The organism is Stenotrophomonas sp. YJH_SMC_79 (genome assembly GCF_059367995.1).
The window spans coordinates 287,294-310,325 of the sequence record NZ_JCAFRK010000002.1; the positions used below are offsets into that span (position 1 = coordinate 287,294).

The window sequence follows — 23,032 nt, forward strand, 5'->3', positions numbered from 1 at the left end:
CGGTCGGCGGTCTGCGGGGCGCCCCTCTGTCCTTTTGCCTGAGAGTTTAAAAGCGCGGCGGACCGCAGCTTCGTGCCCCTTCGGCGCCGGATCGAACCGGTCTCTCCAGAGTTGTGTTACGGGTGGTATCGGGCCTGAGCGATTACGGGCGTTGCGCCTTCGGCAGCGGTGTTCCGCTTCTCCCACCGTGTTGCCCGCCGATTATAGCCCGTTGCGGGCGCGGCGGCCGCCTTCGGTCCTGGAGGCCGCGCCTGAATGGCCGATGGCCCGTCCGTGCGTTTTGTGCACTGCTGCATGGCATCAGGCGCAATCCCCACCTATGATGGGCGGATACCCGAATTCATCTGGCGCCGTCCCTGCTGCAGGGGACCGGCGCCCGCCGTGCGTGCCGCGCATGGCCCTGCCGGACGCCTTTCCCATGACCGCCGCTGTTGCTCCCTCCACCCGCCGCATGGCCCTGCTGCTCGCCGGCCTGGCCATGTTCGGTCCGTTCTCGATCGACACCATCTTCCCGGCGTTCCCGCAGCTGGCCCAGCGCCTGGCGGTGGACGAAGTGGCGGTGCAGCAGACCATCAGTGTGTACCTGCTGTTCTACGGTCTGATGAGCCTGGCGCACGGCCCGCTGTCCGATGCCTGGGGCCGCAAGCGGGTGATCCTGGGCGGCCTGGTGGTGTTCGTCGGCGCCTCGGTCGGCTGTGCGCTGTCCACCGACCTGACCACGCTGCTGGCGTTCCGCGCGCTGCAGGGCCTGTCTGCGGGTGTCGGCATGATTGTCGGCCGCGCGGTGATCCGCGACCTGTACCACGGCCACGATGCGCAGCGGCTGATGAGCCAGGTGTCGATGCTGTTCGGCATCGCTCCGGCGATCGCACCGATCATCGGCGGCTGGATCCTGCTCAGTGGCGCCGGCTGGCCGCTGATCTTCTGGTTCCTGGTGGTGTTCGGGCTGGTGCTGCTGGCGGCCACCGCGCGCTTCCTGCCGGAAACCCATCCGGTCGAGGCACGGGTACCGCTGTCGCCGCGCGTGCTGCTGCGTGACTATGTGCGCATCGGCTTCAACCCGCGCTTCCTGCGCCTGGCGCTGGCTGGCAGCATCGGTTTCGGCGGCATCTTCCTGTACATCTCCTCGGCACCGGTGTTCGTGATGCAGCACCTGCATCTGGGCGAGGGCGGCTTCGCCTGGCTGTTCATTCCCACCATCGGCGGCATGACCACCGGCTCGTTCCTGTCCGGGCGCATGGCCGGGCACACCACGCCCACACGCCAGGTCGCCATCGGTTTCAGCCTGTGCGCGCTGTCGGCGCTGCTGAATGTCGGCTACGTGGCGCTGTCGCCGCAGTTCGTGCTGCCGTGGGCGGTGCTGCCGATCTTCCTGGGCGGCATGGGCATGTCGCTGATCTTCCCGATCCTGGCCCTGGCGGTGCTGGACATGTACCCGCACCAGCGTGGCCTGGCATCGTCCCTGCAGGCCTTCGTGCAGCTGATGATCAGCACGGTGGTGGCTGGCGTGGTGTCGCCGCTGCTCAGTGCCAGCCCGCTGCACCTGGCACTGGGCCAGGCTGCATTCTTCGGCGCCGGATTCGTGTTCTGGTACTGGGAGCACCAGCGCGAGCGCGCGGCGCAGGCAGTCTGCACGGGCCATTGAGCAGTGCGCAGGGGTAGGGCGGGCCGCGCTGTCTCCAACGCTTGCGGCCAGGAACGACCGGACTAGGCTGGGGACTCCAGCCAGCCGGTGCGTGGATGCACGACAGCCAGCCGATCCGATGTCGTTGCATGAGGTTCCCCCATGGCTGCGCAGCAGACCTATCGCCTGTTCGAGGTGGCGCTGAAGGAGCGCCGCGTTCTTTCCCCTTCCCTTGACCGCATGGTGTTCACCGGTGCCGACGTGGCACGGATGAAGACCGAAGGCCCGGACCAGCGCATCAAGGTGTTCTTCCCCTTGCCCGGCCAGGACGTGCCGCAGGTCCCCAGCGGTGAAGACTGGTATCCACGCTATCGCGCGCTGCCGGACGACCAGCGCCCGCCGATGCGCACCTACACCATCCGCCAGCTGCGTGCCGAGCAGGGCGAGGTCGACGTTGATTTCGTGCTGCATGGCGAAACCGGGCCGGCCTCGCGCTGGGCCATCCGCGCGCGGCCGGGCGACCGCGTAGTGCTGCTGGCCCCCGATGCGGACTGTGCCGACAGCAGCGAAGGCTGGGAATGGAAGCCGCCGGCGGGTGTCGGCCAGGTGCTGCTGGTGGCGGATGAAACCGCGCTACCGGCGGTAGCCGGCATTCTCGAGGAACTGGCCGCGCTGGCCGATCCGCCACGCACGCTGGCGCTGCTGGAGGTCGCCCAGGCCGGGGATGCGGTGCCGTTGAAGGCCCCGGACACGGCCGAGCTGGTCTGGCTGCCACGCGGGCAGGCGGCCTACGGACAGCCTCTGTTGCAGGCGGTGCAGGCGCGCCTGGCAGCGGCCTCGAGCGTGGCCGCAGGCGACGAGCTGGAAGAGATCGACATTGACGCGCAGATCCTGTGGGAGCAGGCCGATGCCAGCGTGGCCGGGCCGCTGTATGCCTGGGTGGCAGGCGAGGCGGGGTCGGTGATGGCGGTCCGTCGCCATCTGGTCCGCGACTGCGGGCTGGACCGCCGCGCGATCACCTTCATGGGCTACTGGCGGCACGGCAAAGTGCTGGACTGAGGGGTGTGAAGCGGTGCTGCGGGCGGGGTGCGCTATCCTTGCGCCCCCCTTTCGCAGCGGTACCGCACCATGTCCACCAGCTCCAAGACCCGCCGCGACCAGCGCCGTCGCCAGGAAAAGCAGGCCGCCAACAAGGCCGCTGCCCAGGCCTCGCCGGTGGAGCCGCATGCGGAACTGCGCGATGCGCAGCGCACCCTGCTGGCCGGTGTCGTGCGCCGCGACGGCGAATGGGTGCTGGGCATGGATGGCCGCATTGCCGGCCACAGCGAAAGCGCCGCACAGGTGCTGGCGCTGATCATGCAGGCCGGTGAGCTGCACGAACGCAATGGCACGCCGGTGCGCCTGATGTACTCCGACGCGCTGCGCGATGCCGCACAGGCCGAAGCCAGGGAGAAGGGCCAGACCTTCGAGGAATTCAAGGCCGAGTTGGCCGCTGCGATGGCGGCCAAGAAGAACAGCTGATCGCTGTTGCGGTAGAGCCGGCCGCTGGCCGGCTGCCAGACGCATTTCCACCGTGCAGTTGCCGGCCAGCGGCCGGCACTACCGGAAAGGGGCGGATCCTCGCGGACCCGCCCCTTCTTTCATTTTGCCGCCGGGGCCGCGTTGGCCTGCCAGCCGCACATCTGGCCTTCGTTCTGCTGCTTCAGCCACTCGTTGACCGGCGTGAAGTACTCGATCATCGGGCCGGCATCGAGCTTGTCGGTACCGGTCAGCTCCTTCAACGTGGCCTGCCACGGCTGGCTGGCACCCTTGCTCAGCATCGCCCAGTACTTCTGGCCGGCTTCCTTGTTGCCGTAGAAGGTGCACTCATGCAGCGGGCCCTTGTAGCCCGACGCGTCGCACAGGCCCTTGTAGAACTGGAACTGCAGGATGCGCGCCAGGAAGTAGCGGGTGTAGGGGGTGTTGCCCGGCACGTGGTACTTCGCGCCCGGGTCGAAGAACTCTTCACCACGGGTGCTGGCCGGGGCCACGCCCTGGTACTTGGCCTTCAGGTCCCACCACGCCTTGTTGTAGTTGTCGGCGGTGATCGAACCGTCGAATACGCCCCAGCGCCAACGGTCGATCATCAGGCCGAACGGCAGGAACGACACACCGGACAGCGCCATGCGCATCTGGTTGTTGATGACCGCCTCGCGGCTCTCGGTCGGCGCGTCGACCAGGCCGATCGAGCTGAGGTACTTGGGTGTCATCGCCAGCACGATGGTGTCGCCGATCGCTTCATGGAAGCCATCGTTGGCACCGCCCTGGAACAGCGGCGGCAGCGGGTTGTAGGCCAGGTCGTAATAGATGTGGCCCAGCTCGTGGTAGATGGTGGTGAAGTTTTCTTCGTTCGGCTTGATGCACATCTTGGTGCGCACGTCGCCTTCCATGTTCATGTCCCAGGCGCTGGCGTGGCAGACCACGTCGCGGTCATCGGGCTTGATGAACTGGGTTTTTTCCCAGTACGACTGCGGCAGCGACGGCATGCCCAGCGACACGTAGAAGTCCTGCGCGCGCTCGGTCATCTGCTTGGCGGTACGCAGTTCGGCCTCGCGCTGCGCCTTGTACTGGGCAGCCACGTTGGCGTCCTTGCCGGCCTTGGCCAGCGCCGCGCTCAGGTTGGTCTGGTACTGCTTTTCCAGTGCCGCGGTGATGTCCAGGCTGCCAGCGCCCGGGTAGGGTTCCAGCTGGTCCCACAGGTTCGACCAGTCCTGCTGCCACATGTTGCCGAGCAGGTGCGCGGCGATCAGGCCATTGCCCACTTCTGCCTTGTCCTTGCCATAGGTCTTGTCCAGCTTGCCGCGTGCGTAGCAGTGCAGCTGCTCGTACATCGGCTTGACCTGTTCCCACAGGCGATCGGTTTCAGGGCCGATCTGCTCCGGCGGCATGTCGTAGCCGCTGCGCCACATCTGGCCGGCATCGGTGAAGCCCATGCCCTTGGCGCCTTCGTTCACCAGGCCGACGAACTTCTGGTAGTCGCCGCGCATGCTCTTGGTGGTGCTGTGCCAGCCCTGCCAGGCGTCGAGCTGCTTGTCGTAATCGCGGCTGCGTGCCAGCACCTGCTCCAGCTCGCCCAGCTGGCGGCAGGAGTTGGGATCGTTGGCATCGGTGCAGTACTTGCCGGCACCGTAGCTGCCTTCCATGCGGGTGGCGATCTGGGTCAGCTCGGCCAGCTTGGCCGGGTCGCGTGGCGCCGGCATCGAAGACATCAGTTTCAGCAGGTGGATCGCGCGCTTGCTGTCTTCGCTCATCGGCTTGCCGTCGAACTTGGCGGCCTGTTCGATCCAGCTGTTGAGCTGGGTCAGCGAGCGCTCGTTGGCCTTGGCCGCGATTCGTTCCGAATCACTGTTGATGTAGGTGGAGGACAGCCACTGCGCCGAGGTCATTTCCGGGTAGGCGGCCTTGAATTCGGCATTGATGCGGGCCACGAACTGGTCGGCGGTTTCGCCGGCCGGGGCGCTGCTGCTGGCGGTATCGGTGCCTGGGGTGGGTTCCTTCTTGCAGGCGGCCAGGGCCAGCGTGGCGGCGGCGATAGCCGAGGCCAGCAGGAGATGACGGTGTTTCACGGGCGGTCCTTGGGTGGTGAACGACGGCCGAAGGCTAGTGGGCAGCCGCTGCCACCGCAAGTGGCGGAAGTCGGCCGGGCCGCGCCCGGCACCCGCAGAGGCTTTCGAGCAACGGCAACGTCAACTTCAAAAGCGGGGATTCCGTGGTTTGGCGGGGCGGTGTGGGCTTGCAGGACACGCCGTAAACCCGTCCATGGGGGCTCGATGGCGCCATCCATGGCGCCAACGGTCCTGCAAGCCCACACCGCCCCACCTCTGACAGATCGTGGCGGCTGTTGGTAGGTGTCGACCTTGGTCGACACATCTGTCAGGTATCGACAATCAAAATGGGGTCGGATCCGTTTTCCTCCGGAAAACGGATCCGACCCCAAGGTCATTCCAACAGATCGCGGAAAACTGTCGAAGGCGGGGTGGGTCCGGTGGCGGGAGTGTCCGCGGCATGGATGCCGCGGCCAAGCCCCCATGGATGGGTTTACGGCGTCTCCCGCCACCGGACCCACCACGCCAAACCACGGATAGTCCGCTGTTGTTGTTGTTGTTGTTGCTGTTGCTTCGGCCTTTGCCTTTGTCTTTGCCGTCGCAGGTGCAGGGCTGCAAGCCCTGCCGAACAACCCTCAACCTTCGCAGTTGGCGAACACGTCGCGGTCGCGCTCGTACAGCGAGGTCTTCACCTGCATCAGGCCCAACACCGACGGGAACAGGTTGTCGTGGTCGGTATACGCCGCCGAACGCTTGCGCACGCACTGCAGGTCCAGCCCGCGGCTGCTGGCGAAGCCCGGTGAGAACCACATCGTCATCGGTACCCGGGTCTGCTCGGCCGGGGCGATGGCATAGGGCACGCCGTGCAGGAACAGGCCCTTCTCGCCCAGCGACTCGCCATGGTCGGACAGGTAGATCATCGCCGTGTCGTAATCCTGCATGCCCTGCAGCGTGCCGATGGTCTTGCTCAGGAAATGATCGGTGTACAGCACGGCGTTGTCGTAGCTGTTGGTGATCTCTTCGCGCGAGCAACGGCCGATGTCACGGGTGTCGCAGGTTGGCTTGAAACGAGCAAAGGCGGCCGGGTAACGCTCGAAGTACGCCGGGCCGTGGTTGCCCAGCTGGTGCAGCACTACCACGCGGTCGCCGGGTTTGGCACGCACCTGGGTGGCCAGGTCCTGCAGCAGGATCTCGTCCATGCAGCGGCCATCGGCACACAGCCCCGGGGTGGTCGCATCGGACAGTGACTGGAACTCCAGGCCTTCGCACACGCCCTTGCAGCCGGACTGGTTGTCACGCCACAACGGTGCGATGCCGGCACGGTTCAGTACGTGCAGCAGCGACTGGTGTGCACGGATCTTTTTTTCATCGTAGTCGTGGCGTCCCCACGGCGAGAACAGGCACGGCAGCGACACTTCGGTGCTGGTGCCGCAGGAATGCATGTCCGGGAAGTTGATCACCGGTGCCTGGGCCAGCTCCGGGGTGGTGTTGCGGCCGCCGTTGAGGCCCCAGTTCTGCGCGCGCACGGTTTCGCCCATGACGATCACCAGCAGGCGCGGCTTGCTGGCAGGTGCACGCGGGGTGGCCTTGGCATCGGTACCGATCGGCAGCTTCGGCGCGCGCTGCACCGGGTTGTCGCCACGCAGCGCACGCGGCAGGCCCAGCAGTACGTTGGCCGGGGTGGCGAGGTAACGCACTTCGCGCTGGTTGCGCATCAGTGCCGAGACATCCTGGAACGAGATCAGCGCACCGCCAACGGCAGTCACCGCTGCCACGACCAGGAAGCCGAGGCGCCACAGCAGGCTGCGGCCCCAGCTGCGGCGGCGCAGCTGCACGCGCCACAGCACGATCATCGGCAACACCGCCAGCAACAGCACCGGCCACACCAGCGACACGGTCATCAGCTCGCGGCTTTCCTTGGGGTCGGTCGCCAGCACGTTGCGCAGCATGTCCGCATCCAGATAGATGTGGTAGCGGCTCATGTAGTGCGCAGCGAATGCGGTCACCAGCAGCAACAGGCTGATCACCACCTTGGCATTCCAGCGCCAGACCAGGATGCCCAGCAGCACGCCGTGTGCACCCAGCAGCAACAGCAGCAGCGAAAGCGCGTAGCGCAGGCTGCCCGGATGGCTGGCCATCGCGCTGTGCCAGAACAGGCCATTGCCGGCCACCGCGAAGAACAGGCTGGTCAGCGCGATCAGTGCTTCGGTGGAAAGCTGCGGCCGCCAGTTGCGAAGACCCGCAAGGGCGGGGAGGCGGGCGGGGCGTTGGACCGATGCACTCATGCGTTTGCCTCCTGGCGGTTGGGACGGTCCAGCTGACGGCGGATCAGGACGCGTTTGACGATCAGATACAGGCCCAGCGAAAGCAGCCAACATATCAACGCAGTGGCAACGTCATGCGAAAGGAAATGGGCGCCCCGCAGCTGCTGGCTGATGCCGAACACCAGGCCAGCGCCGAGGCCGATCCACAACCCGGCCCAGCGCCATGAAGGGCGCCACAGCAAGGCGAAGAAGTACAGGGACAACCATGCGTAACCCGCGCTGGCGTGGCCCGCCGGGAAGCAGGCCTGTGCGGCCATGCCGGCCGGGCGCGCGGTGAAAAGCCCGATGAAAGGCTGGTGGCCGCCGTAGCGAAGCAGGTCCCAGGGGCATTCCATCGGCACCAGCGCCTTCAGCAGGGAGATCACACCCGTGCCCAGAGCCATGGCAATCACGACATAAAGCAGCGCCCACCGCAGGATGCGATCGCGACCCTTCCGCCAGTGGTGGAAGCACAGCAGGATCGCAACCAGCGCCGCTGCGGTGCTCAGCCATTTGCCGGCCTTGTGCACCACCGTGCGGGTGATCCAGGCGTCCTGCAGCGCCCAGTGGCCACCCTCCAGACGGAACAGATGATCGGCCACCCATTGGTCGCCGCCGAAACCCATCAGCAGCGTAAACAACGGCAGACCGATTGCGACAGGCAGCCAGAGGTGAGTTACGGCAAATCGTGACGCCAGTGGCGATGTTGCAAGCGGCGCTACCGAATCAAGGGGACGGACGGGCATGCTGGGAAAGGGCGGTTCGGGAATCCGCGGTCATGCTCGTCACCTGGATGTCGGAGAAGGGTCGGACGCTCGTTCGTGCCGGGTTAATGTTTTCCCGGCACGTGTCAACGTTCAGTCTTCTTCGGCGGTCGATCCTGTCCGCTCGGCGTGGCATTCCGGGTTCCATGCAGTACCGGGAAGCAGTTGCCAACGATTCCTGTTGGCAACACCGATGTCGATCACCTTGGCCGGATCCACACAGGGGCTCATTGCGTCGTCCAGCACCAGCAGCCAGCGCTTGCCAGGTGCCTCGGCCAGCCACGGGCCGGCGTCGTGCCATTGCTCGGCCCAGGGGCGCTTGAAGCCGAATTCGCGCACCGGGCGGTCGGCCTGCAGCAGGTTCTGTTCGCGCCAGGCCACCAGCGCCAGTTCGGCGTCCGGTCCGATCCGCGCGCCGACCCGGCGCATCAGCGCCGACGCCGATGCGTAGGGATCCAGCGCCGGGATCAGCACCAGGCCGTAGAGCATCCACAGCATGCCGTGGGTCAGCAGCACCAGCGTTGCGGCGCGGCGCACCCGCAACCAGACAATCAACGTCGCCAGCGCGATGGCGAAGGTCAGCAGGCCATCACCCAGCACCGGAAGCAGGGTGTCGGGCATCGCCCGGCGTTCCAGCTGAGCCACGGCCCACGGGTGCTCGGTCATCAGCATCACGCCCAGCACGCCGGTGGCCAGCATCAGCACCACGCTGTAGCCGAACAGGTAGCGGCGCACGCACAGGCGGCGCAGCAGGCCGGGCAGCAATGGCGCTGCGGCCAGCGCCATCGCCGGCAGCATCGGCAGCAGGTACACCTCGCGCTTGCCCGGGCTGGCGCTGAAGAACACCAGCACCAGCACGGCCCAGCCCAGCAGCAGCCACTGGCGGCGGTCGCCACGGCGGATACGGCGCCACCAGGGCTTGAACAGCATCGGCAGCAGCAGGCTGCCCGGCAGCCACAGGGTCAGGATCACCTGCAGGTAGTACCAGGCGGGCTGCCGGTGGTGCCAGGCATTGGCATAACGGGTACCGGTCTGCTTGAACAACAGCTCATGCGCGTAGGCCTGCAGTTCGGCAGTGGGCGTGTGCAGCAGGGCCCAGCCCAGTGGTGCCAGCCACACCCCGACACCCAGCAGGAAGGCCGGGATCAGCCACAGCAGGGTTGCCGGATGCGGGCCCTCCACCGTGTACCCCCGGCGACGCTGGTACAGCCACCAGCCGAACCAGGGCAGCACCATCAGCAGCGGCAGGAAGCCCACGCCCTTGGTCACCGTGCCGACGCCTGCGGCGAAACCGGCCAGCCACAGCGCGGGCAGGTTGCGGCGTTCGCACAGGTGCCGCATCAAGCCCCACAGTGCGACGGTGGTCATCCCCACCAGCACCATGTCGATCTGCGCACGCTTGGCCATCAGCCCGAACTGCAGGGTGCAGAACAGCGCCGCCAGGGCGTAGATGGAATGCCGAGGCGACCACAGCCTCCGTGCCAGGTCCGACACCAGCCACAGGCTGAGCAGGGCGCCCAGCAAGGACGGCAGCAGGAACGACCACTGCCAGCTGCCGACGATCTCGTAGGCGGCGGCCTGCAGCCACATGAAGACCGGCGGCTTCTCCGCATACAGCTCCACGCCGCGGTGCGGCAGCAGCCATTGCCCGCTCTCGACCATGGTCCTGGCCGCCAGCACGAAGCGCGGCTCGTCCGGCGGCTGCGGCTGCCGAAGGCCGATCCCCGCTGCCAGCGCAGCAATGATCAGCAGCCACAACAGGGGCAGGCGCCAACGGCGGGGCAGGGCTACGGGCACGGCAGGCTCCGGGAGCAAAACGGCCATTCTGAGGTGGCAGAGGTGGGAAAAGCGTCAGAGCGACGCCGGGGCGACCGCATTCCGACATGTGCGGCGCTACCATGGTACGAACTTCCGTGGATGTTTCGTGCATGCGTCTGTTGGTGATCGAGGACAACCGCCAGCTGGTGGCCAACCTGTTCGACTATTTCGAGTCGCGCGGGCATGTGCTCGACGTGGCGCCGGATGGCATCACCGGACTGCACCTGGCCGGAAGCCATCCGTATGACGCGGTCATCCTGGACTGGATGCTGCCGCGCATGGAGGGCCCGGAGGTGCTGCGCCGGCTGCGCGCCGAGCATGCATCGGAAGTGCCGGTGATCATGCTGACCGCGCGTGACGAGCTGCCGGACAAGATTGCCGGCTTCCGCGCGGGCGCCGACGACTACCTGACCAAGCCGTTCGCGCTGCCGGAGCTGGAGGTGCGGCTGGAAGCGCTGCTGCTGCGTGCGCAGGGCCGCAACCCGCGCAAGCGCCTGCAGGTGGGCGATCTGGTACTGGATCTGGCGACGCTGGAGGCTCAGCGTGAGGGCCAGGTGCTGCACCTGTACCCAGCCTGCCGCAAGCTGCTGGAGGTACTGATGCGCGCCAGTCCGGGCGCGGTCACCCGCCAGCAGCTGGAATTCGCCCTGTGGGGCGACGAACCGCCGGATGGCGACCTGCTGCGTTCGCATGTCTACGAACTGCGCCGCAGCGTCGATGGTCCGTTCGCCGAGAAACTGATCCATACCCTGCCGCGGGTGGGTTACCGTCTGGCGGTGACCACGGGCAGCGATGCCGGCAAGGATGGCGATGAAGGCGCGTAAGCCGGGGCCGCTGTACCGGCGCGTGGTGTGGTGGTTGCTGGGCTATCTGGCGCTGCTGTCGATCGCGGTGTTCAGCGTCGGCAACTACGTGCATGAACATGCCGAGCATGCCGCCTGGCGCGCGCTGCTCAATTCCGAACTGGACAGCATCGTCGAGCACGTCGAGCACGAGCCGCACTACCGCTGGCAGGATTCGGACACGCTCAGCCTGTACCGGTTCGATGCGGTCAACCTGCCCGAGGGGCTGCGCACATTGCATCCGGGGCTGCATGACGGCGTGATGGTCAAGGGACGTGAGACGGCGGTGATGGTGCGCGAAACCGAGCCGATGGGCCGGGTCGCGCTGGTTCTGGACATCTCCGATTTCCATGACCTGGAACAGTTCGCCACGCGCTGGGTGATGCTGGCCGGGGTGATCATGATCTTCGTCACCGTGCTGATGGCGTCGTTCGGCATGGAGCGCATGGTGCGCCCGTTGAGCCTGCTGGCGCAGCATATCGCCGCCTTGCGGCCGGGCGTTCAGGGCCAGCGCATCGAGGTCGACCCGCGCGGCAGCTCCGAACTGCATACCATTGCCGATGCACTGAACGACTACCTGGACCGCAACGAGCAGTTCGTCGAACGCGAACGGGTCTTCATCAGCACCGCCAGCCACGAACTGCGTACACCAATTGCGGTGATGACCGGTGCTGCAGAGCTGGCACTGGAACAGCCGGGCCTGCCCGAGCGCGCGCGCCAGCAGATGCAGCGCGTGCTGCGCACAGCGCAGAGCGTGGAGCAGCTGATCGAACTGTTGCTGGTGCTGGCGCGTGATCCGGCACGATTGGCCGCGCGCGCCGAACGCATCGCACTGGACCAGCTGTTGCCGGAAATCGTCGACGACCATCGTCACCTGCTCGGCGACAAGGATCTGAGCATCGGCATCCAGGCTGCTCCGGTGGATATCGTTGCGCCGCTGGCCGTTGTGCAGGCCGCGATCGGCAACCTCCTGCGCAATGCCATCGAGAACAGTGGCCGTGGTCACATTGAGCTGCGCCTGAGCTCGTCGGCGGTGCTGACCCTGCAGGACCCCGGGCATGGCATGAGCCCGGAGGAGATTGCGGCGATCCACGCGCGGATGGCCCGTGGCGAGCGCGCCGATCGGGGGGGCGGCATCGGACTGGACCTGATCGCGCGGCTGTGCGAGCACCTGGGCTGGACCCTGCAGCTGCAACCCTGTGACCCGCGCGGTACGCGTGCCACCCTCGACTTCAGCGCATCACGCCCTCCATCGCGGTAGTGCCGGCCGCTGGCCGGCAGCCCTACTGTCCGGTGCCCGCGCGCGCCACGTGCTGGTCGATCAGGATCACGTTGCCATCCGGATCGGCCAGCTGCAGATAGCCGGTGCCCTGCCCATCAGGGTCGGTGCGCACCGCCAGTTCGACGCCCTTCGCATCCAGCTCCGCCTGCAGCTCGCGCACATCCTGGAAGTGGGGCAGTTCCTGCTTGTGCTGGTCCCAGCCAGGATTGAAGGTCAGCAGGTTGCCCTCGAACATGCCCTGGAACAGGCCGATCACGGTGCCGTTGCTGCGCATCACCAGCCAGTTCTGTGCCGGATCGCCGCCGGTGACCGAGAAGCCCAGTGCTTCGTAGAAGGTGCGGGAGGCCCCAAGGTCCTTGACCGAGAGGCTGATGGAGAAGGCGCCGAGCTGCATGGGAGTGGCTCCGGGAAAGGGCAACCGGCACTGCAGCATGACCCGGCGTGAAGACAATGTTAATCTGCGGATGCGCCGCTTTATGCGGCGCTTTTTTTTTCCCGCTCTTTCGATCGACAGAGGATCCCATGCCGACCGAACCCGCTACTGCCCTGATCAGCAACGACATCGTTGGACTGGGCCTGATTGCCGCCACCCTGGCCCTGATCTTCTGGGCCGCCAGTGGTCCGACCCCGCTGCTGAAGAAGATCTTCGCCTGGGTGCCCGCACTGCTGCTGTGCTACTTCATCCCCGCCATCTACAACACCGCCGGTGTCATCGACGGCCACAACACCTCGCTGTACAACCCGGTCGCGCGTGACGTGCTGCTGCCGGCCGCGCTGGTCCTGCTGACCCTGTCGATCGACCTCAAGGGTATTGCCAAGCTCGGCCCGAAACTGCTGATCGTGTTCTGCGCCGGTACCGCCGGCATCATGCTCGGCGCCATCGTCTCGTTCCAGCTGATGAAGCTGATCCACCCCGAAACCGTGGCCGGTGATACCTGGGCCGGCATGGCGGCGCTGGCCGGCAGCTGGATCGGCGGCGGCGCCAACATGGTGGCCATGCGTGAAGTGTTCGGCACCGATGCCACCACCTTCGGCCAGTTCGCGGTGGTCGACGTGGCGTGCGCCAGCCTGTGGATGGCCATCCTGCTGTTTCTGGCCAACCGCGCGCAGCAGATCGATACCCGCAACGGTGCCGATACCCGTGCCATCGACGAGATGAAGGCGCGCATCAGTGCCTACGAGGCGCAGAACGCGCGCATTCCCAGCATGACCGACCTGATGGTGATCGTCGGCGTGGCACTGGGCGGCGTCGGCCTGGCCCATGCCATCGCCGCGCCGCTGGCGGGCTGGTTCAAGGCCAATGTCAGCTGGGCCAGCCAGTTCAGCCTGGACAGCCAGTTCGTATGGGTGATCCTGCTGTCCACGGCGATGGGCCTGGGCCTGAGTTTCACCCGTGCACGCCGGCTGGAAGCCGCAGGCGCTTCGCGGCTGGGCACGGTGTTCCTGTACTTCCTGATCGCCTGCATCGGCATGCAGATGAACCTGCTGTCGCTGCTGGATCGGCCGTGGCTGTTCCTGCTCGGCGCGATCTGGATGGCCACCCACGTGCTGGTGCTGTGGGTGGTGGCCAAGCTGCTGCGCGCGCCGCTGTTCTTCTTCGCCATTGGTTCGCAGGGCAATATCGGCGCAGCCGCTTCGGCCCCTGTGGTGGCAGCGGCGTTCCATCCGACGCTGGCCCCGGTGGGCGTGCTGCTGGGCACGGTGGGCTATGCGACCGGCACCGGTCTGGCGTATGTCACCGGCCTGATCCTGAAATGGATGGCGACCGGCTGAGTTTGGGCCGCCCTGGCGTCATGCTTCCGTAGATCCGCGCCATGCGTGGATGCACTTCATGGAGATCCATGAACATGGAAGGGGTCAGATCCGTTTCCCGGAGGAAACGGATCTGACCCCTGACGCTTCTCGCCGCCACCGGAAATCTGTCGAAGGTGGGGTGGTGTCGGATGGCGGGGTGTCCGCGGCATGGATGCCGCGGCCAAGCCCCCAGGGATGGGTTTACGGCGTCCCCGCCATCCGACACCACCCCGCCAAATCCACGGAAAACCAGAGCCGACGCTTTGGCCGTTGCAGTCGCCTCTGCGGGTGCCGGGCTGCAAGCCCGGCACCCACCTCACTCCTCAACAGCAGCGACCACCGTTGCGTCCGCCGTAGCGCGCTTCCTGGCGCTCGCGGAAGAACGTCTTGTAATCCATCGGCTCCTGGTCCGGATGTTTTTCCAGCATGTGCCGGACGTAGTTGTCGTAATCAGGGATGCCACAGCACAGTCGTGCGGTTTGCACCAGGCGCCGCCAGATACGGCGGTGTGCCTGGTACTGGCCGGCGGGAACCAGTTGCGTGCTCATCACAGATCCACCATTTCATGCGGCTTCAGCGCCACGTACGGGGTCTCGCGGTCGCTGCGCTGCGGATTGCGGCGGGCCGCCAGGATGGTCTTGATCGAATACACCAGCACTGCGCCCACCACCAGCAGGAACAGCGCGGTCAGGCCGGTGTTGACGTAGGCGTTGACCACGATCTGCTTCATCTGCGCCACCGATTTGGCCGGTGCCGTGATGGTGTCGCTGGCGAGGGCGGCCTGGAACTTGTGTGCCTGGGCCAGGAAGCCCTGCGCCGGATTGCTGTCGAAGATCTTGATGAAGCCGGCGTAGGTGGTGCAGATCAGCAGCCAGATGGCCGGCACGGCCGTCACCCACGCATAGCGGTCACGCTTCATCTTGAACAGCACCACCGTGCCCAGCATCAGCGCGATACCCGCCAGCATCTGGTTGGAGATGCCGAACAGCGGCCACAGCGTCTGGATGCCACCGAACGGATCGACCACGCCGGTGTAGAGCAGGTAGCCCCACAGCGCCACGCAGCCGGCGGTGCCGATGATGTTCGCGGTCCACGACTCGGTCTTCTTCAGCGCCGGCACGAAGTTGCCCAGCAGGTCCTGCAGCATGAAGCGACCGGCACGGGTACCAGCGTCGACTGCAGTGAGGATGAACAACGCTTCGAACAGGATCGCGAAGTGGTACCAGAACGCCATCATCGCGTCGCTGCCACTGGGAATCGCTTCGTGCAGGATCTGCGCGATGCCCACCGCCAGCGTTGGCGCGCCACCTGCGCGATGCAGGATGGTCGGTTCACCAATGGCCGCCGCGGTCGCGGTCAGCTGCTCGGGTGTGATGGTGAAGCCCCAGGTGTTGGTGATGTAGTGCGCGGCCGAGGCCGCATCGGCACCGATCACCGCCGCCGGGCTGTTCATCGCGAAGTAGATGCCCGGATCGATGATCGAAGCCGCCACCAGCGCCATCACCGCCACGAACGATTCCATCAGCATGCCGCCGTAGCCGATGTAGCGCATGTGCGCTTCATTGGCCAGCAGCTTCGGCGTGGTGCCGGAGGAAATCAACGCGTGGAAGCCGGATACCGCACCGCAGGCGATGGTGATGAACAGGAACGGGAACATGCCGCCCTTCCACACCGGGCCATCACCGCTGGCGGCGAACTGGGTCAGCGCCGGCATCTTCAGTTCCGGCATCACCACCAGGATGCCGATGGCCAGCGCGATGATGGTGCCGATCTTGAGGAAGGTCGACAGGTAGTCACGCGGAGCCAGCAGCAGCCACACCGGCAGCACCGAGGCGACGAAGCCGTAACCGATCAGCATCCAGGTGATCTGGGTGCCGGTGAAGGTGAAGGCCGGGCCCCAGACCGGATCGGCGGCGACCTTGCCGCCGTACCAGATCGCGGCCAGCAGCAGGATCAGGCCAACCACCGAGATCTCGCCGATCCTGCCGGGGCGGATGTAGCGCATGTACACGCCCATCAGGATCGCGATGGGCATCGTCGCGATCACCGTGAACATGCCCCACGGGCTTTCGGCCAGCGCCTTGACCACCACCATCGCCAGCACCGCCAGGATGATGATCATGATCAGGAACGCACCGAACAGCGCGATGGTGCCGGGCACCTGGCCCATCTCTTCCCGCACAAGATCGCCCAGGGAGCGGCCGTTGCGGCGGCTGGACAGGAACAGGACCATGAAGTCCTGCACCGCGCCGGCCAGCACCACGCCCACCACCAGCCACAGCAGGCCGGGCAGGTAGCCCATCTGTGCGGCCAGCACCGGTCCCACCAGCGGGCCGGCACCGGCAATGGCGGCGAAATGGTGACCGAACAGCACGTGCTTGTTGGTCGGCACGTAGTCCAGGCCATCGTTGTTGATCACCGCCGGGGTGGCCCGGGTCGGATCCAGCTGCATCACCTTGTTGGCGATGAACAGGCTGTAGAAGCGGTAGGCCACCAGGTACAGCGAAACGGCGGCGACGACGATCCACAGGGCATTGATGTGTTCGCCGCGGCGTAAGGCCACGGTGCCCAGACAGAAGGCGCCGAGCAGGGCGAGTACCGCCCAGCCTATTTTGGAAAACCCTTTCATGAGGTGCTCTCTCCCGGAAAGACAGTCAAAGAGTCCCGCGTGCCCTCGGCAGGGTCAATTGGCACAGGACGAATCGGCGGTAGTACTTTGGTCGTACGCTTGTTGTGCTGACATGCAGCGAACATCAGGGATGGAACAATCGGTTGCGGCGCCGTCCATTGGCGTGCGGCCATGTGGCGTCCATCTTCAGTGGCATCCATCCAACAGGAGTCGCCATGAGCTTTCCCGAACCGGTCCGCGTATTGCGGACCATCCGTGGCATGCCCACCTCCGACGGTGCCGGCGTGCGCCTGACCCGCGTCATCGGCGGCCCGACGCTGCCTGACCTGGACCCGTTCCTGCTGCTCGATGAATTCGGCACCGACCGTGCCGAGGACTACATCGCCGGCTTCCCGGAGCATCCGCATCGCGGTTTCGAGACCGTCACCTACATGCTCGACGGGCGCATGCGGCATCGCGACAACCACGGCAACGAGGGCCTGCTTACCCCGGGCAGCGTGCAGTGGATGACCGCAGGCCGTGGCCTGGTGCATTCGGAAATGCCCGAGCAGGAAAGCGGTCAGATGCGCGGCTTCCAGCTGTGGGTGAACCTGCCGGCGAAAGAGAAGATGACCGAGCCGAAGTACCAGGAGTTCGCGCCCGAGCGCATTCCCGTGGTGCAGCCGGACGCCGGCGTGGAAGTGAAGGTGATCGCCGGCAACGTGGATGGCACGCAGGGCCCGATCGTGCAGCCGGCCACCGATCCGCTGTACCTGGACATCACGCTGGCCCCGGATCGCGCCTGGACCTATGCCTTGCCGGAAGGGCACAACGCCTTCGCGTATGTGTTCGAAGGTGCGGTGACGGTGGGTGAGCAGGACGCGGCGCGCGACGTCGCCCGCCAGGAACTGGCGGTGCTGGGCGGTGGCGAGCAGCTGCATCTGTCGGCCGGCAGCGAGGGTGCGCGGCTGATCCTGGTGGCTGGTCGTCCGTTGCGAGAACCGGTGATGCGCCATGGCCCGTTCGTGATGAACACGCGGCAGGAACTGATGCAGGCCTTCGTCGATTTCCAGGAAGGCAAGTTCTGAGGCGGTGCCGGCCGCTGGCCGGCAACTGCCTGCGGTCACGGCGGATCGAGGTGCCGGCCAGCGGCCGGCACTACCGTCAGGTCGGCTCGCATTGCGGGGATGCTGCAAGGCAGTCATCCCCGCCATCGTCAGTTCCCGGCAGCCACGGCCGACGGGGTCAGGCTCATCCCCTGCGCCAGCTGTTGCAGCGAACCCAGTTCCTGCGCGCTGTCCGGATACAGCGAAATCTGCGCGTAACGCCCTTTGTCGAGCTTGACCACGCTGATGCGGCGCTCGGCATAACCGGGCGGCTGCTGGCCTCCCAGATCGGGCTGGTACCAGTACAGTGATTCACCGCCGAAGCTGCCCTTTTCGTGGCGCAGCGAGCGGTTCAATGGAAGGTTGGGATCGCGTGCACTGAGCATCAGGCTCAGTACCTCGCGGCCATCGCTGGTGCTGGCGCGGCAGACCAGGAAATCGGCCTGTGCCTGCTGTTGCCACTGCAGGCCGCTGTTGGCCGGCAATGAAGGACATTCGGTGGGAGCCTGCGCGGCGGCCTGGGCCGCAGCGAAAAGCAGGCTCGACAACACTACAGGCGCGAACTTCATGCATCCCCCAAGGTGGTGTGTCGTGGCTCCGTCGGATGGACCGGCGGCCTTGGCATCCCATCCCCGGATGCCCCGCCGGCCGGCATGTGCACGGACGGTCAACTCAACCTTAACGGAACGTGAGCGATCGCACAAATTGCGGTTACAAGCGTAACCATTGCGGCCGAAGGTCGGCCGCAATGGTCCGCACAGGCCTCAGCGGTCGTTGCCGAGCCACTTGTAGATGATGCCGCCGATCGCACCGCCCAGCAGCGGGGCGACCCAGAACAGCCACAGCTGGCTGACCGCCCCGCTGCCGGCGAAGAAGGCCACGGCGGTGGAGCGGGCCGGGTTCACCGAGGTGTTGGTGACCGGGATGCTGATCAGATGGATCAGGGTCAGCGACAGGCCGATCGCCAGCGGCGCGAAGCCAGCCGGTGCCTTGCCGTGGGTGGCGCCCATGATCACGATCAGGAACACGGCGGTCAGCACCACTTCGCACAGGAAGGCCGCCGCCACGCTGTAACCGCCGGGCGACAGCGCACCATAGCCATTGCTGGCGAACGCACCGGCCTGGCTGCCGTCGATGGCGAAGCCGCTGGCCCCCGAGGCGATCTGCAGCAGGATGAAGCCGGCCAACAGGCCACCAGCCACCTGGGCGATGATGTACGGCACCAGGTCCTTGGTCGGGAAGCGGCCACCGGCCCACAGGCCGACGCTGACCGCCGGATTGAAGTGCGCGCCGGAGATATGGCCGAACGCATAGGCGCCGGTCACCACGGTCAGGCCGAAGGCGAGCGCCACGCCGAGGAACCCGATACCCAGCGGATTGCTGTCACCGCCGAACTTGGCGGCCAGCACCGCACTGCCGCAGCCACCCAGAACCAGCCAGAACGTGCCGAGGAATTCGGCGGACAAGCGTTTACCCATGCTCATGTGTTGCACTCCTTTGACGGTCGAAAGTGTGATTTATGTCACATTTCAATGATCAGCGGGTGACTGTAGCGTCAACGCCGGGTGCAGGCATACACCTTCGGATGTGTGCAACACGCGATGTTCAGTACTGCGGCAGCGGGATGAATTCCTTGTCGTCGCCCGGAATGGTGCCGAAGCGGCCGGCTTCCCAATCGTGCTTGGCCTGCTCGATGCGCTCCTTCGAGCTGGATACGAAGTTCCACCACAGGTGACGCGGGCCATCCAGCGGCTCGCCGCCGAACAGCATCGCCTTCACCGGCGTCTTCGCACGCAGGCGGCCACGTGCGCCGGCTTCCGGGATTACCAGGTGCTGCGCCGGGATGTCCACGCCATCCAGCTGCGCCTCGCCCTCGAGGATGTACAACGCGCGTTCGCGGTGGCCGTCGTCGATGTCGATTTCCGCATCCGGGTCGAGATCGATCGCCACGTTGAGGGTGTCGGCGAACACCTTCACCGGCGATTCCTCGCCATAGGCGCGGCCGGCGATCACGCGCAGCCAGGCACCGTTGCGGCGCTGCTCCGGCAAGGTGGCCGCGGCGTGGTGGTAGAACGCCGGTTCGATTTCCTCATGCGATTTCGGCAGGGCCACCCAGGTCTGCATGCCGTGGATCGGGTTGTCATGCTCGCGGTCTGGCTGCGGCGTGCGCTCGGAATGGGCGATGCCACGACCGGCGGTCATCCAGTTGACGTCACCGGGGCGGATCACCTGATCCGAGCCCAGCGTGTCGCGGTGGCCGATGGCGCCCGACCACAGGTAGGTGACCGTGGCCAGGCCGATATGCGGATGAGGACGCACGTCGATGGCCGTACCGGGGTGCATGAGTGCCGGGCCCATCTGGTCGACGAACACGAACGAGCCGATGCTGCGCGCCTGCAAGGTGGGGACGGCGCGACGGACTTCGAGTCCGCCGATGTCGTGCACGCGCGGGGCGATGATGGTGGTCATGCGGGCGTTCTCGCTGGCAGGGATCAGGTGGCCAGCATCGCATGCAGCTGTGACGGGCACATGCCCCGTATGGGTAACAGGTTGTTCCAGCCAACGGCGCAGCCCCTCGTGGCTGGTTGCTTGGTCGCTGAAGGCACAAGCACAAGCCGCGCTTGGCCGGGCGGGTGGGTTGCGCAGGACACGCCGTAAACCCATCCATGGGGGCTCGATGGCGCCATCCATGGCGCCAACGGTCCTGCGCAACCCACCCGTCCGACCTCTGACAGTTTTCGTGTGCGTCCAGCCACGGAGAAGAAAAAAGAAAAACAAAGTCAGAATCAAACGCCGGTCGCTTCGCTCCTGGTGGCGACCCAGGTAGCCACCCACCAGTTCGTAGTGATCCACACCGGAATCGAGATTCACCGACCGTCACCGGGAAACTGTCAGGGGTGGGGCGGTGTGGGCAGGCAGGACCGTTGGCGCCATGGATGGCGCCATCGAGCCCCCATGGATGGGTTTACGGCGTGTCCTGCCTGCCCACACCGCCCCGCCCAACAAACAGAAAAGCCAGAGCCGCTTTGGCTCTGGCTCTGGCTTTTGCTTCGGCGGTTGCCTCTGCGGGTGCCGGGCCGCAGGCCCGGCCGATAGACTCAAACCACCGGTTCGCGCAGGGCGGGATTGTCCCAGCCCGCGCGCGGGGCGAAGCGGTCGCCGTGGCGCTGCTGCAGCGCCTTCAACCGCTCGACGATCGCATCGGCACCCTCCGCACGGATGTGCTGGATCGGGCCACCGCGGAACGGGGCGAACCCGGTGCCGAAGATCACGCCCGCATCCAGCAGGTCCGCATCGGCCACCACGCCTTCATGCAGGCACGCCACCGCTTCGTTCAACAGCGGCAGGATCAGGCGGTCCTCAAGATCGGTCGGGGCCTGGTAATCGCTGGCCACGTCCGGCTTCTTCGGCTTGCCGTTTTCCCAGGTGTAGATGCCCTGGCCATCCTTCTTGCCGCGCTTGTCCGGTTCCACCGTCTGCAGTGCGGCGGGAATCTGCAGGCCCAGGAACGGCGCCAGCTCGCGGCCGACGCCGGCGGCCACGTCCAGGCCCACGGTGTCGATCAGTTCGATCGGGCCCATCGGCATGCCGAACTTCACCGCCGCCTTGTCGATCACCGGGCCCGGAATGCCTTCGGCATACGCGGTGGCCGCTTCCAGCATGTACGGGAACAGCACGCGGTTGACCAGGAAGCCCGGGCTGCCTGCCACCGGCACCGGGAACTTGCCCAGCGCCTTGCAGAACGCGGCCAGGCGGCGCTCGGTCTCCGCCGCCATGCCGTCGTGATGGATGATCTCCACCAACGGCATCTGCGCCACCGGGTTGAAGTAGTGCAGGCCGGCGAACTGCGCCGGGCGCTGGATGTGGTCGCGCAGTTCCACCAGCGGAATCGACGAGGTGTTGGTGGTCAGCAGAGCGTCGTGCTTCATCTTCGGTTCCAGCGTCTGGTACAGCGCACGCTTGGCCTCCGGATCTTCGATGATCGCTTCGATCACCAGGTCGGCCTCGGCCACGCCGTTGCCTTCCAGGTCGGCACGCAGGCGTGCGGCCACCGCTGGGCGCTTGCTCTCGTCGCGCACCTTCTTGGCGAACAGCGCCTGCGCGCGTTCCATGGCGGGGTCGATGAAGCGCTGCTCGCGGTCCTGCAGGGTTACGTCGAAGCCCTTGTAGGCGGCCCACGCGGCGATGTCGCCGCCCATCACGCCGGCGCCGACCACGTGCACGTGGCGGATGCCCGAATCACCACCGCCGAGGCCCTTCAGGCGCTCGGTGAGGAAGAAGATGCGGATCAGGTTGCGTGCGGTCGGCGTGCTGGCCAGCTTCACCACCGCACGCCGTTCGGCATCCAGGCGTGCCTGGATCGGCTTGCCGCCGCTGCGCTGCCAGGTGCTGATCAGTGCGTACGGCGCCGGGTACTGGTCCTTCTTTGCCTTGCGCGCCACCTGCTTGACCATCTGCGGCGCCAGCAGGGTGCGGGCCAGCCAGGTGTTGGTGGCCCAGGCCGTGGCGCGCTGCTTGAACGGGCGGGTGGTGCCGGACAGGGCCAGCGCCACGGCGGTATCGAGCACCACCGCCGGTGCCACGACCTTGTCGACCAGGCCGATCCCACGCGCGGCCGACGCCGACAGGGTGCGGCCGGTCAGCATCATGTCCATCGCCGCCGGGGCGCCCACCAGCTGCGGCAGGCGCGCGCTGCCGCCCCAACCGGGGAAGATGCCCAGCTGGGTTTCAGGCAGGCCGATGCGGGTGCTGCTGTCATTGGAGGCCACGCGGTAGCGGCAGGCCAGCGCCAGCTCGGTGCCGCCGCCCAGGCAGTGGCCATGGATGGCCGCCACGGTGGGGCAGGGCAGCTCGGCCAGCTTCTGGTAAGTAGCCTGGCCGCGGCGGATGGCATCGTTGACGGTGCCGCGACGGTCGAACTCCTGGAACTCCTTCAGGTCCGCGCCGGCAATGAACCCCGCCTTCTTCAACGACTGGATCACCACGCCCTTGGGCGGGTCCAGCGCGATGCGTTCCAGCAGGTCCCCCAGTTCCAGCAGCACGTCCTGCGACATCGCGTTGACGCTGCTGTCCTGACGATCCAGGGAGAGGACCACCACGCCGTCGTCGCGGATCTCGGGGTGCCAGTGGCTGAAGCGGAGACCATCGAAGCCTGAGAGCATGGACGTTCCATCCGGTTGTGTATGGAGAAGCGGCTATGATCCAGAGGTTGTTTCCCCCGCGTCAAATCCCAATAGCAGGGGAGTGGCGACCCCGGATCCATGGCCGTGGACCGGGACGCTAACGGAACGGTGGTTAAAAGCTGGT

18 protein-coding genes and 1 riboswitch are annotated in these 23,032 nt (G+C 66.4%); of the genes, 7 read left to right on the forward strand and 11 right to left on the reverse strand.

Translation table 11 applies throughout. The features are described from left to right. Positions 1-16 precede the first annotated feature (16 nt). Positions 17-119, reverse strand: a riboswitch (glycine riboswitch). A gap of 299 nt (positions 120-418) precedes the next feature. From AC5P57_RS08110 to AC5P57_RS08120, 3 genes are all read left to right on the forward strand, one after another. Beyond that, positions 419-1,645: a multidrug effflux MFS transporter gene (locus AC5P57_RS08110; RefSeq protein ID WP_099555392.1), complete on the forward strand. Its 1,227-nt coding sequence runs from the start codon at positions 419-421 to the stop codon at positions 1,643-1,645. A gap of 141 nt (positions 1,646-1,786) precedes the next feature. Beyond that, the gene (locus AC5P57_RS08115; protein ID WP_099555358.1) at positions 1,787-2,683 is read left to right on the forward strand and encodes a siderophore-interacting protein; all 897 of its coding nucleotides are present in this window, start codon (positions 1,787-1,789) and stop codon (positions 2,681-2,683) included. Between the two features lie 69 nt (positions 2,684-2,752). Continuing rightward, a complete protein-coding gene (locus AC5P57_RS08120) occupies positions 2,753-3,145 on the forward strand; it encodes a hypothetical protein (RefSeq protein WP_005410623.1) in 393 nt (130 codons plus the stop codon). A 119-nt stretch (positions 3,146-3,264) separates the two neighbouring features. Here the strand turns inward: AC5P57_RS08120 and AC5P57_RS08125 are convergent, their stop codons facing one another. From AC5P57_RS08125 to AC5P57_RS08140, 4 genes are all read right to left on the reverse strand, one after another. Next, the gene (locus AC5P57_RS08125) at positions 3,265-5,229 is read right to left on the reverse strand and encodes a M2 family metallopeptidase (protein WP_099555359.1); all 1,965 of its coding nucleotides are present in this window, start codon (positions 5,227-5,229) and stop codon (positions 3,265-3,267) included. 614 nt (positions 5,230-5,843) lie between these two features. Then, positions 5,844-7,493: a phosphoethanolamine transferase gene (locus AC5P57_RS08130; protein ID WP_262234705.1), complete on the reverse strand. Its 1,650-nt coding sequence runs from the start codon at positions 7,491-7,493 to the stop codon at positions 5,844-5,846. Beyond that, positions 7,490-8,257 carry a phosphatase PAP2 family protein gene (locus AC5P57_RS08135; RefSeq protein WP_262234706.1) on the reverse strand — a complete coding sequence of 256 codons (768 nt, stop codon included), beginning with the start codon at positions 8,255-8,257 and terminating at the stop codon, positions 7,490-7,492. The genes AC5P57_RS08130 and AC5P57_RS08135 overlap by 4 nt, the downstream gene beginning before the upstream one ends. A 111-nt stretch (positions 8,258-8,368) precedes the next feature. Beyond that, a complete protein-coding gene (locus tag AC5P57_RS08140) occupies positions 8,369-10,099 on the reverse strand; it encodes an ArnT family glycosyltransferase (protein WP_278252666.1) in 1,731 nt (576 codons plus the stop codon). Positions 10,100-10,203: 104 nt separating this feature from the next. Between AC5P57_RS08140 and AC5P57_RS08145 the strand changes: the two genes are divergently transcribed. Together AC5P57_RS08145 and AC5P57_RS08150 are read left to right on the forward strand one after the other, a co-directional pair. Further along, entirely contained in the window at positions 10,204-10,917 is a 714-nt protein-coding gene (locus AC5P57_RS08145; protein WP_099555367.1) for a response regulator transcription factor, read from the forward strand. Further along, positions 10,904-12,196, forward strand: coding sequence for a sensor histidine kinase (locus AC5P57_RS08150; protein WP_099555369.1), 1,293 nt, complete (start codon positions 10,904-10,906; stop codon positions 12,194-12,196). The genes AC5P57_RS08145 and AC5P57_RS08150 overlap by 14 nt, the downstream gene beginning before the upstream one ends. 22 nt (positions 12,197-12,218) lie before the next feature. Here the strand turns inward: AC5P57_RS08150 and AC5P57_RS08155 are convergent, their stop codons facing one another. Continuing rightward, positions 12,219-12,611: a VOC family protein gene (locus AC5P57_RS08155; protein WP_099555371.1), complete on the reverse strand. Its 393-nt coding sequence runs from the start codon at positions 12,609-12,611 to the stop codon at positions 12,219-12,221. A 128-nt stretch (positions 12,612-12,739) separates the two neighbouring features. Here AC5P57_RS08155 and AC5P57_RS08160 point away from each other — a divergent pair, with 128 nt between their 5' ends. Further along, entirely contained in the window at positions 12,740-13,990 is a 1,251-nt protein-coding gene (locus AC5P57_RS08160) for a DUF819 family protein (RefSeq protein WP_262234708.1), read from the forward strand. A gap of 344 nt (positions 13,991-14,334) precedes the next feature. Here the strand turns inward: AC5P57_RS08160 and AC5P57_RS08165 are convergent, their stop codons facing one another. Beyond that, complete coding sequence (locus tag AC5P57_RS08165; RefSeq protein ID WP_005410613.1) at positions 14,335-14,559, reverse strand: YbdD/YjiX family protein; 225 nt, start codon at positions 14,557-14,559, stop codon at positions 14,335-14,337. Beyond that, entirely contained in the window at positions 14,559-16,640 is a 2,082-nt protein-coding gene (locus AC5P57_RS08170) for a carbon starvation CstA family protein (RefSeq protein WP_262234709.1), read from the reverse strand. Before AC5P57_RS08170 ends, AC5P57_RS08165 begins: the two co-directional genes overlap by 1 nt. Before the next feature lie 215 nt (positions 16,641-16,855). Here AC5P57_RS08170 and AC5P57_RS08175 point away from each other — a divergent pair, with 215 nt between their 5' ends. Next, on the forward strand, positions 16,856-17,707 hold the full coding sequence (locus AC5P57_RS08175; protein WP_005410611.1) for a pirin family protein: 852 nt from the start codon (positions 16,856-16,858) through the stop codon (positions 17,705-17,707). Between the two features lie 128 nt (positions 17,708-17,835). On the opposite strand, the gene AC5P57_RS08180 is transcribed toward AC5P57_RS08175, so the two are convergent. The 4 genes from AC5P57_RS08180 to AC5P57_RS08195 form a co-directional block, all read right to left on the reverse strand. Further along, the gene (locus tag AC5P57_RS08180; RefSeq protein WP_005410610.1) at positions 17,836-18,294 is read right to left on the reverse strand and encodes a hypothetical protein; all 459 of its coding nucleotides are present in this window, start codon (positions 18,292-18,294) and stop codon (positions 17,836-17,838) included. Positions 18,295-18,489: 195 nt separating this feature from the next. Then, positions 18,490-19,209: an aquaporin Z gene (gene aqpZ, locus AC5P57_RS08185; RefSeq protein WP_005414195.1), complete on the reverse strand. Its 720-nt coding sequence runs from the start codon at positions 19,207-19,209 to the stop codon at positions 18,490-18,492. Between the two features lie 121 nt (positions 19,210-19,330). Next, positions 19,331-20,194, reverse strand: a complete 864-nt coding sequence (locus AC5P57_RS08190; protein ID WP_099555394.1) for a pirin family protein — start codon at positions 20,192-20,194, stop codon at positions 19,331-19,333. Positions 20,195-20,823: 629 nt separating this feature from the next. Beyond that, the gene (locus tag AC5P57_RS08195) at positions 20,824-22,887 is read right to left on the reverse strand and encodes a 3-hydroxyacyl-CoA dehydrogenase NAD-binding domain-containing protein (RefSeq protein WP_099555374.1); all 2,064 of its coding nucleotides are present in this window, start codon (positions 22,885-22,887) and stop codon (positions 20,824-20,826) included. Positions 22,888-23,032: the final 145 nt, after the last annotated feature.

Bases quoted from the DNA above. Each gene is read 5' to 3' on its own strand.
- AC5P57_RS08195 (WP_099555374.1), bottom strand. From the start codon at position 22,887: ATGCTCTCAGGCTTCGATGGTCTCCGCTTCAGCCACTGGCACCCCGAG.
- AC5P57_RS08150 (WP_099555369.1), top strand. From the start codon at position 10,904: ATGAAGGCGCGTAAGCCGGGGCCGCTGTACCGGCGCGTGGTGTGGTGG.
- AC5P57_RS08145 (WP_099555367.1), top strand. From the start codon at position 10,204: ATGCGTCTGTTGGTGATCGAGGACAACCGCCAGCTGGTGGCCAACCTG.
- AC5P57_RS08155 (WP_099555371.1), bottom strand. From the start codon at position 12,611: ATGCAGCTCGGCGCCTTCTCCATCAGCCTCTCGGTCAAGGACCTTGGG.
- AC5P57_RS08140 (WP_278252666.1), bottom strand. From the start codon at position 10,099: ATGGCCGTTTTGCTCCCGGAGCCTGCCGTGCCCGTAGCCCTGCCCCGC.
- AC5P57_RS08170 (WP_262234709.1), bottom strand. From the start codon at position 16,640: ATGAAAGGGTTTTCCAAAATAGGCTGGGCGGTACTCGCCCTGCTCGGC.
- AC5P57_RS08130 (WP_262234705.1), bottom strand. From the start codon at position 7,493: ATGAGTGCATCGGTCCAACGCCCCGCCCGCCTCCCCGCCCTTGCGGGT.
- AC5P57_RS08175 (WP_005410611.1), top strand. From the start codon at position 16,856: ATGAGCTTTCCCGAACCGGTCCGCGTATTGCGGACCATCCGTGGCATG.
- aqpZ (WP_005414195.1), bottom strand. From the start codon at position 19,209: ATGAGCATGGGTAAACGCTTGTCCGCCGAATTCCTCGGCACGTTCTGG.
- AC5P57_RS08165 (WP_005410613.1), bottom strand. From the start codon at position 14,559: ATGAGCACGCAACTGGTTCCCGCCGGCCAGTACCAGGCACACCGCCGT.
- AC5P57_RS08180 (WP_005410610.1), bottom strand. From the start codon at position 18,294: ATGAAGTTCGCGCCTGTAGTGTTGTCGAGCCTGCTTTTCGCTGCGGCC.
- AC5P57_RS08190 (WP_099555394.1), bottom strand. From the start codon at position 20,194: ATGACCACCATCATCGCCCCGCGCGTGCACGACATCGGCGGACTCGAA.
- AC5P57_RS08120 (WP_005410623.1), top strand. From the start codon at position 2,753: ATGTCCACCAGCTCCAAGACCCGCCGCGACCAGCGCCGTCGCCAGGAA.
- AC5P57_RS08110 (WP_099555392.1), top strand. From the start codon at position 419: ATGACCGCCGCTGTTGCTCCCTCCACCCGCCGCATGGCCCTGCTGCTC.
- AC5P57_RS08160 (WP_262234708.1), top strand. From the start codon at position 12,740: ATGCCGACCGAACCCGCTACTGCCCTGATCAGCAACGACATCGTTGGA.
- AC5P57_RS08135 (WP_262234706.1), bottom strand. From the start codon at position 8,257: ATGCCCGTCCGTCCCCTTGATTCGGTAGCGCCGCTTGCAACATCGCCA.
- AC5P57_RS08115 (WP_099555358.1), top strand. From the start codon at position 1,787: ATGGCTGCGCAGCAGACCTATCGCCTGTTCGAGGTGGCGCTGAAGGAG.